The following is a 7284-nucleotide window of genomic DNA, read 5'->3' on the forward strand; positions in this document are numbered from 1 at the left end:
ATTACTATCACGCTACGAGGGCCTGTCGCACCGCTCTAGTCGAGCCCCTTTCTGCCGGGCGTCCAGAAGGGCTTCGTACGGACGTCCCTGCGCTGCCAGCCGCGCTCGTTGACCAGATGGGCACGGATGGCCTGGATCGTGCGCGCCTCCCCGGCCAGGTAGGCCACGCCGGGCCCGTCCGGCAGGTCCAGCTCCCTGACGGCGTTGACCAGGACCTCCGACCTGGCCGCCGGCTTGCCGCCCCGGCACACCTTGACCAGCTCCTTGGGCAGCTCCAGATGGTCGCCCGGCCCCTCGGCCTCCACCGCGCCGTATGCCGCGACGCCTTTCGGGAGCGCCCGCAACATCGCGCCGAACGCCACTGAGGCCGTCTCCTCGCCCGCGAACAGGTGGTAACGGGCTTCCTGGGTGACGAAACTGCCGTCCGGCCTGGTGAAGGAGATCTCCGTGCCGGGCTCGGCGGTCCTGATCCAGGAGGCGCCCGGCGAGTCGCCGCCGTGGTCGTAGCCGATCAGGTCGAGGGCCTCCCAGGCCGGGTCGTGCCGCCAGATCGAGTAGGTGCGCAGGACGCCGCCCAGCAGGCCGCCGCCGTCGCCGATGAAGAGGCGTACGTGCTGGCCGGGCGTCCATTCCAGGCCGGCGAGCGCCTCTCCCCCGATCCTGACCCGCCGCATGCGGGCGGTCACCTCCTCGACCTCGACCACCTCACCGGTGAGGAACATCCGGTCGAGTAACCGCCGTGCGACGCTCCGCCTCATGGCGCCTCCTTCCATGGCCGTCTCCTGGTGTCCAGCTCCTCGATCCTGCGGCGGGCCTCCACGAAGACCTCCTGGATGCGCTCGACCACGGCCGGGTCGCCGTGCGCGTGGGCCAGCGCCTTCACGGCGGCTTTGACCAGGCGCAACGCCGGCCCGACGATCTCGGCGGCCTCGGGCTCGCGGAACATCCCCCACTCGCCCCTGCTGGCCGCCCGCCCCCACAGCCGCTCGATCACGTCGGCCTGCTCCTCGGCCGCCCGCCTGCCGTCCTCGGTGACGTGGTAGACCTTGCGGCCGTCCGTCTGCTCGACGCGTACGAGTCCTTCGTCCTCGAGCAGCTGGAGGGTGGGGTAGATGGAGCCGGCGCTGGGCTCGTAGGTGCCGTTGAAGCGGTCGGCGAGGCGGCCCATGACCTCGTAACCGTGGCCGGGCCGCTCGACGATCAGGGCCAGGATGGCCAGGCGAAGCTCGCCAGGGCCGAAGAAGCGCCCGGTGGGACCCCGCTCGGGGCCGCGACGTGCGTGCATCATGGCTCGGATGCTATATCGAACGATATAGCTAAACAACTGTCGATCGAGCCCATCGCGGCCTGGCCACCCGGTAAAGCCGCAGGACAGGGCTCTTCTTGGGAGATTGTGGTGGCGGTTGGTGATGCCACTGACGGGGGTATGGAGGCTAACGGTGCTGTTGTGGAAGGTGTGGAGTCGTTGTTGCCGGAGGGCGTGTGCGCACCGTACGCCCCTCTTCCGTCCACGCTCGCTATGACGGACGCCTGAAAACAAGGCTATGGCCTGTCCTATGCCCGGCTCCTCGGCGAACATGGCAAAACCACAGAACGTGTCTGCGCTTCGTCACAGGAGCGCGGCCGTCGTGGCGCCGTACTCATCCAAGGTCCCGGACACGCGGGGCGAGCCATCCAACACAGGGGGAATTGATGAGTACACGGGGGAACGGCAAGCGGCCGCGGATCAGCGCTCTGCGCGCGCACGGCGTGCGGGCGCTCGCCGTGGGAGGGACGCTGGCCGCCTCGCTGCTGGCCGTCGCCGGGCCGGCGCACGCCACGACCGACGTGAGCGTGTCCGGTTCGGAACTATACGTCTACGGGGGCGACGCGTCCGACAACATCGACCTGTCCCTGTCCGGCCGCTGGGTGATCGTTTCGAACGCCGGCGACAGGATCGAAGCGTCCGCGCCGTGCAGGCGGGAGAGCGCCAACCGGGTGGCCTGCCCGGCCGACGAGATCGAGTCGATCGTGGCGGTCACCGGGCCGGGCGACGACACGCTGCGGAACCGTACGCGCCTGCCGATGCGGGCGAACCTGGCGCCGGGGCGGGACAACCTCATCTCGGGGAACGGGGCCGCCACCATCGGCGGCTCCGGCAACGTGATCGAGATGTAGTCGGGCGACGACCTGCTTTCCGGCAACGGAGGCATCGACCTGGCCGGCGTGGGCGATGGCATGGACAGGTACGACGCCGGGGCCGGGAAGTTCGGCGAGAACTGATTGACGGGTGAGTGCCCCGCCGCTTCAGAAGAGGCGGCGGGGCGCTGGCCGGAACCGGCGGATCTCCGCCCCCAACCCCCGCAGCGACTCGACCGGATGCTCGATCTCCGTCCACGGAGGCGTGAGATCCCTGTCCGTGTAGCGCGGGACCACGTGAATGTGGAAATGGAAGACGCTCTGCCAGGCGGTCTCACCGCTCGCGTGCCACAGATTGACCCCCTTCGCCCCCAGCGCGCCCGTGAGCCGGCGCCCCACCTCCACGGTGGCCCGCATGACGTGGGCCGCCTCGTCGAGCGGGAGGTCCGTCAGATCCTGGTGATGCGCTCTCGGCACGACGAGCGTGTGCCCCTTGGTGGCCTGGGCGAGGTTGAGGAAAGCGATCGTGTGCTCGTCCTCGTGGATCGTCTGTGAGGGCTCGGTGCCTTCGACGATCCGGCAGAAGACGCACGTGCCGCCGCTCATGCCGTCGGCATCGCGCCCGGCCTCGGTGTCCGTCACGGATCACGATGCTCGCAGCCCGCCCGGAACCCGCTCAACCGATTATCCGGCGTCCTGCTCGAACAGGCGGTGGAGGAGCGCCCCCTGGCCAGATTGCAGCACGTGGCCGTGCTCCAGCGGGATCCAGAAGCACTCGAACCGCGTGGGCGGCTCGTTCCCGTCATGGTCATCGCTGCTCGCCCACCGATCCGGGGTCTCTTCGTGCAGAGCCAGCTGGAAGATGTGGCGGCGCTGGAGCTCGGCGCGGTAGGGGGTTATGTCATACTCCGCCACGCCGAGTTTCCGCACGAGGGTGAGATCGTGGAGCCCGGTCTCCTCCCGCGCCTCCCTGAGCGCCGCGTCCCGAGGGTCCTCCCCTTCCCTGATGCCTCCCGCGGGCACCTGCACGCCCACTTCCTCGGGGCTGTAGTCGACGTGGCGGAACACGAGCAGCTTGTCATCCCGGACGATGTAGCAGAGGGCCGTGTCGCGGATCGTTCTGTCAGGCATAGGCGATGATCGCATAGCGCTCGTCGTGCACGGGACCGCCCCAAAGGTCGGTGTCGTCGCTGAGCGGCTCGACGCGCAGGTCGGCGACCAGCGGGCGGACGGCGGCGGCCAGGTCGGCGGCGCCGAGACCGCCGTTCCAGGGCAGCGATCCGGCTCCCTCCACGTAGGGCTGCCCGGTCTCCCGCCAACGTCCCTCCACGAGCACGAGCCTGCCGGACGGGCGCAGGCGGCCGGCCCACTCGCGCAGCGCCGCCTCGGGGTCGGGCAAGGTCGACACCAGGTGCCGGCAGAGCACCACGTCGAAGCGGTCGTCGCCGGTGGGCGGGTCGGCGGCGTCGCCGACCAGGAACCGCCCCGCGAGCCCGGCGGACGACAGCTTGGCGCGGGCCTGCTCGATCATCCGTGGCGCCACGTCCACGCCGGTCACCCGGTGCCCGGCCGCGGCCAGCAGCATGGACAGGGACCCGGTGCCACAGCCCACGTCGAGGACGTCAGCCGGGTGGGGCGGGGTCAATCCCGCCGTCATGCCATGGTGATGACGACCTTGCCCCGGGCGTGGCCGCGCTCGATGTAGCCGATCGCCTCGGGAACCTCGCTCAGCGGGTGCGTCCGGTCGATGACCGGCCTGATCTTCCCCGCTTCGAGCAGGTCCCGCAGGGCCACGAGATCGTCCGTGTTCTCGTCGGCCACGTATCCGGCGAGCAGGCTCTGCCGTACGAACAGGGACGACACCATCACGTGGATGATGCGGGTCATGACCCCCACCCAGCGCCCGCCCTTGTCGCCGCTGTTGTGCAGATAGATCCCCTGAGGGGCGAGCACGCGCCTGCAGTCCGTCAGGGAGCGGTTGGCCACGTTGTCGAGGATGACGTCGTAGCGCTCGCCGCTGCGCGTGAAGTCCTCCTTGGTGTAGTCGACGACGTGATCGGCCCCGATCGAGCGTACGATCTCCACGTTTCCGGGCCCGCACACGCCGGTCACCTCCGCGCCCAGGGCCTTGGCGATCTGCACCGCGAACGGCCCCACCCCGCCCCCCGCGCCGTTGACCAGCACCTTCTGCCCGGCCCTGACCTGCGCCTTGTCACGGAGAGCCTGTAACGCGGCGACGGCCGCCACCGGCACGGCCGCCGCCTCCTCGAACGTCAGCCCGGCGGGCTTCCGCACCACGAATCCCTCCGCCGGAACGGCCACGTACTCGGCGAACGCGCCACGGCAGAAGCCGTACACCTCATCGCCGGGCCGCAGCGCGGTGACGCTCTTGCCGGCCGCCACGACCTCCCCGGCCAGGTCGCCGCCCAGCAGGTGGGCCTTGGGGCGGGTCAGCCCGGCCTGCGCCCTGAAGATGTAGGGCAGGCCGCGCAGGAGGTGCCAGTCCCCCGCGTTGACGGAGGCCGCCCGGACGCGGATCAGCACGTCATCGTCGCCGATCTCGGGTTTGTCGACGTCCAGGAGCTTGATGACGTCGGGCGAGCCGTAGGAGTGGTAGCGGACGGCCTTCATGGCGATGCTCCCTGGTCAGAGTCTTTGGTCACGTGTAAGATTCTTCTTACACGTGAAAGACGGTAACACTCGCCGATCGCCATCGACAATGTTCACCAATCGGTAGCGATTGCTAACCTATGGACATGGAGCCATGGCCGCAGAAAGATCAGATAGCCGCGGCGCTACGCCAGATCAGCGCCGGATTCGCGGCGCTGGCGGATGCGATCTCGGCCGATCCGGCTCGACCCCCAGCAGACAGCCGGCATCGAGCGCTCATCGCCGAATGGGGGCGCGATGGCCTGACCAGGGCTGAAGCCAGCGCGTTGTTCCGCAAGCACGGCTTCTCCCCCCAGGCCGCCGGCGGCTGGTCCCGCGGCGACTGGCTGGAGGTCCGCGAGGACGGTCGCCGCTATCTCACCGAACGTTCGCTGCACTGGCTGGCCGAACAAGGAGCCCCCGATGACGCACAGCCCCGTGACTGAGCCCTTCAGCGTCCGCCTCGAGGTCCGCATCTACGAGATCGACCCGCAGCTCCACCTCAACGGCGGCTTCTACATCCAGTACGCCGACCACGCCCGCTTCGCCTGCGTCCGGGCTGCCGGGGTGTCGGTCGAGGAACTGCTCGACAGCGGCCTCGGCCCCGTCAACCTCGAGACCGTCATCAAATACCACCGCGAGCTGCGCGGCGGTGACGAGGTGGACGTCACCTGCGACTGGGAGTGGAGCGGCGGGAAGACCTACCGGGTGCACCATCTCCTGCGGCGCGTGGACGGCACCGTGGCGGCCGAGGTGAGCCACGTGAGCGGCCTGCTCGACCTGAAGACCCGCCGGCTGGTGCCCGATCCCGACCGCGAGTGGCACACAAGAGCCGCCAAACCCGAGCTCCTCGGCCTCACACGCAAATTCGGCCCCTGAAGAAATCTTCGAGCAGAATGAACAAAACCCTGGACTCCCGGTTCGGGGGCGGGTGAAAATCCGATCGTCCATCCGAAGATCGTGGAGACGCCGGGCAGCTCTTGTTCCGCGCGTAACCCCTGCTCAACACGGGCGAGGACGTATGCGGGTAGTGCATGGGCTGCTCACGGCGGCGCTGATCTTAACCATCTCTCCGGCGGTCGCCGCCCAGGCCGACGAGGTGCCGGAGCCACCGAAGGCCGTTCAGGAGCCGCCGAAGGCCGAGGAGGCCGCGGTCGCGGCCGCTCGGAGCGCCGGCCGGCCGGTGGAGATCGAATCGATGCGTACGGAGACCCGCCAGGTCTTCGCCAAACCGGACGGCACGCTCTCGATGGAGCTGAACGTCCGCCCGGTGCGCGTCCGGCAGGCGGGCGGCTGGGTCCCCGTCGACACCACGCTCCGCCTCAACCCCGACGGCTCGGTCAGCCCGGCGGCGACGGCGATCGGGCTGAGGTTCTCCGGCGGCGGCAACGCCCCGCTGGCCAAGCTGTCGCGCGGCGCCAAGTCCCTGGAGCTCGGCTGGCAGGGGACGCTCCCCAAGCCCACGCTGAACGGCGACACCGCCACCTACCCCGAGGTCATGCCGGGCGTGGACCTCCAGGTCACCGCGGACGTGGACGGCTTCTCCCACATCCTGGTGGTCAAATCGCGGGCCGCCGCGGAGAGCATGACGGAGCTGACGTTCCCGCTGTCGGCCTCCGGCCTGTCGGTCGAGTCGGACAAGGCGGGCAACATCGAGGCCGTCGACAAGAACGAGGGCACGATCTTCACCGCGCCCACCCCGAAGATGTGGGACTCCAAGGGCATCACGAGCCCGCAGGCGCTCAAGGAGGGCCGCTCCCCGGAGGCGCGCGAGGCGACGATGGGCGTGGAACTGGCGGGCAAGCAACTGCGGCTCAAGCCCGACAGAAAGATGATGACGGACCCGAACACCAAGTTCCCCGTCTATCTCGACCCGTACTTCTCGGCCGCCCGCAACGCCTGGACCGCGGTCTGGAGCAACTGGCCCAACTCCAACTACCTCAACTCCAGCGACGTCGCCCGCGTCGGCCACGTCGAGTCGCAGAAGAACCGCACGTTCTTCCAGATGAACACCGGCGCGACCATCCACGGCAAGCAGATCATCAAGGCCACGCTGCGCACGTACGAGACGTGGTCGTACTCCTGCAGCGCCCGCAAGGTCGAGGCCTGGGCCACCAACACCATCAGCAAGGCCACGACCTGGAACAAGCAGCCCTCGTGGGTCAGGCTGCTCTCCACGGTGAACGTGGCCAAGGGCTGGGGCTCGTCCTGCCTGCCCGGCGGCGTCGAGTTCGACGTCACCTCGCAGGTCGTGGACGCCGCCGCCAAGAAGTGGCCCAACGTCACGATCGGTCTGCGGGCCACCAGCGAGACCGACGTGTACGCCTGGAAGAAGTTCAAGAACAACCCGAGCCTGGTGATCGAGTACAACTCGATCCCGTCCGACCCGGTGGCCGCCGACGCCTGGTCGGACCCGGGTGGTCCCTGCGTCTCCGGTGACGGGCGGCCGGTCATCAGCACGGCCACTCCCAAGCTGTGGGCCAAGCTCAAGGACACCGACAACTCGGTCAAGGGCCG

The 7284-nt window shown here is 69.2% G+C and carries 10 protein-coding genes; 4 read left to right on the forward strand and 6 right to left on the reverse strand.

Going from position 1 to position 7284, the window contains the following annotated elements; genetic code table 11:
* Positions 1-35: 35 nt before the first annotated feature.
* Together ACIHFD_RS51030 and ACIHFD_RS51035 are read right to left on the reverse strand one after the other, a co-directional pair.
* Positions 36-758, reverse strand: coding sequence for a siderophore-interacting protein (locus tag ACIHFD_RS51030; RefSeq protein WP_397373071.1), 723 nt, complete (start codon positions 756-758; stop codon positions 36-38).
* Positions 755-1288 carry a PadR family transcriptional regulator gene (locus tag ACIHFD_RS51035; protein WP_363976163.1) on the reverse strand — a complete coding sequence of 178 codons (534 nt, stop codon included), beginning with the start codon at positions 1286-1288 and terminating at the stop codon, positions 755-757. Before ACIHFD_RS51035 ends, ACIHFD_RS51030 begins: the two co-directional genes overlap by 4 nt.
* 404 nt (positions 1289-1692) lie before the next feature.
* Here ACIHFD_RS51035 and ACIHFD_RS51040 point away from each other — a divergent pair, with 404 nt between their 5' ends.
* Complete coding sequence (locus tag ACIHFD_RS51040; RefSeq protein WP_350729612.1) at positions 1693-2157, forward strand: hypothetical protein; 465 nt, start codon at positions 1693-1695, stop codon at positions 2155-2157.
* Positions 2158-2286: 129 nt separating this feature from the next.
* Here ACIHFD_RS51040 and ACIHFD_RS51045 read toward each other — a convergent pair whose 3' ends face one another.
* Genes ACIHFD_RS51045 through ACIHFD_RS51060 form a run of 4 tightly spaced genes read right to left on the reverse strand, consistent with a single transcriptional unit; the run spans position 2287 to position 4749 of the window.
* Entirely contained in the window at positions 2287-2760 is a 474-nt protein-coding gene (locus ACIHFD_RS51045) for an HIT family protein (protein ID WP_397373072.1), read from the reverse strand.
* 42 nt (positions 2761-2802) lie between these two features.
* Positions 2803-3249 (reverse strand): NUDIX domain-containing protein, encoded by a 447-nt coding sequence (locus tag ACIHFD_RS51050; protein ID WP_397373073.1) that lies wholly within the window; start codon positions 3247-3249, stop codon positions 2803-2805.
* Complete coding sequence (locus ACIHFD_RS51055) at positions 3242-3775, reverse strand: class I SAM-dependent methyltransferase (RefSeq protein WP_397373074.1); 534 nt, start codon at positions 3773-3775, stop codon at positions 3242-3244. Before ACIHFD_RS51055 ends, ACIHFD_RS51050 begins: the two co-directional genes overlap by 8 nt.
* Positions 3772-4749 (reverse strand): NAD(P)-dependent alcohol dehydrogenase, encoded by a 978-nt coding sequence (locus ACIHFD_RS51060; RefSeq protein WP_397373075.1) that lies wholly within the window; start codon positions 4747-4749, stop codon positions 3772-3774. The genes ACIHFD_RS51055 and ACIHFD_RS51060 overlap by 4 nt, the downstream gene beginning before the upstream one ends.
* 125 nt (positions 4750-4874) lie before the next feature.
* On the opposite strand from ACIHFD_RS51060, the gene ACIHFD_RS51065 reads away from it, so the two are divergent.
* The 3 genes from ACIHFD_RS51065 to ACIHFD_RS51075 form a co-directional block, all read left to right on the forward strand.
* Positions 4875-5213, forward strand: coding sequence for a hypothetical protein (locus ACIHFD_RS51065; RefSeq protein WP_397373076.1), 339 nt, complete (start codon positions 4875-4877; stop codon positions 5211-5213).
* On the forward strand, positions 5191-5646 hold the full coding sequence (locus ACIHFD_RS51070; protein WP_355208758.1) for an acyl-CoA thioesterase: 456 nt from the start codon (positions 5191-5193) through the stop codon (positions 5644-5646). The genes ACIHFD_RS51065 and ACIHFD_RS51070 overlap by 23 nt, the downstream gene beginning before the upstream one ends.
* A 142-nt stretch (positions 5647-5788) precedes the next feature.
* Positions 5789-7284 (forward strand): DNRLRE domain-containing protein (locus ACIHFD_RS51075; RefSeq protein WP_397373077.1); only part of this gene is annotated, 1496 nt, incomplete at its 3' end.

This window comes from Nonomuraea sp. NPDC051941, assembly GCF_044593615.1.

Excerpts from the sequence above, each read along its gene's own strand:
- ACIHFD_RS51060 (WP_397373075.1), bottom strand. The coding sequence starts at position 4,749 with ATGAAGGCCGTCCGCTACCACTCCTACGGCTCGCCCGACGTCATCAAG.
- ACIHFD_RS51030 (WP_397373071.1), bottom strand. The coding sequence starts at position 758 with ATGAGGCGGAGCGTCGCACGGCGGTTACTCGACCGGATGTTCCTCACC.
- ACIHFD_RS51035 (WP_363976163.1), bottom strand. The coding sequence starts at position 1,288 with ATGATGCACGCACGTCGCGGCCCCGAGCGGGGTCCCACCGGGCGCTTC.
- ACIHFD_RS51070 (WP_355208758.1), top strand. The coding sequence starts at position 5,191 with ATGACGCACAGCCCCGTGACTGAGCCCTTCAGCGTCCGCCTCGAGGTC.
- ACIHFD_RS51065 (WP_397373076.1), top strand. The coding sequence starts at position 4,875 with ATGGAGCCATGGCCGCAGAAAGATCAGATAGCCGCGGCGCTACGCCAG.
- ACIHFD_RS51040 (WP_350729612.1), top strand. The coding sequence starts at position 1,693 with ATGAGTACACGGGGGAACGGCAAGCGGCCGCGGATCAGCGCTCTGCGC.
- ACIHFD_RS51050 (WP_397373073.1), bottom strand. The coding sequence starts at position 3,249 with ATGCCTGACAGAACGATCCGCGACACGGCCCTCTGCTACATCGTCCGG.
- ACIHFD_RS51055 (WP_397373074.1), bottom strand. The coding sequence starts at position 3,775 with ATGACGGCGGGATTGACCCCGCCCCACCCGGCTGACGTCCTCGACGTG.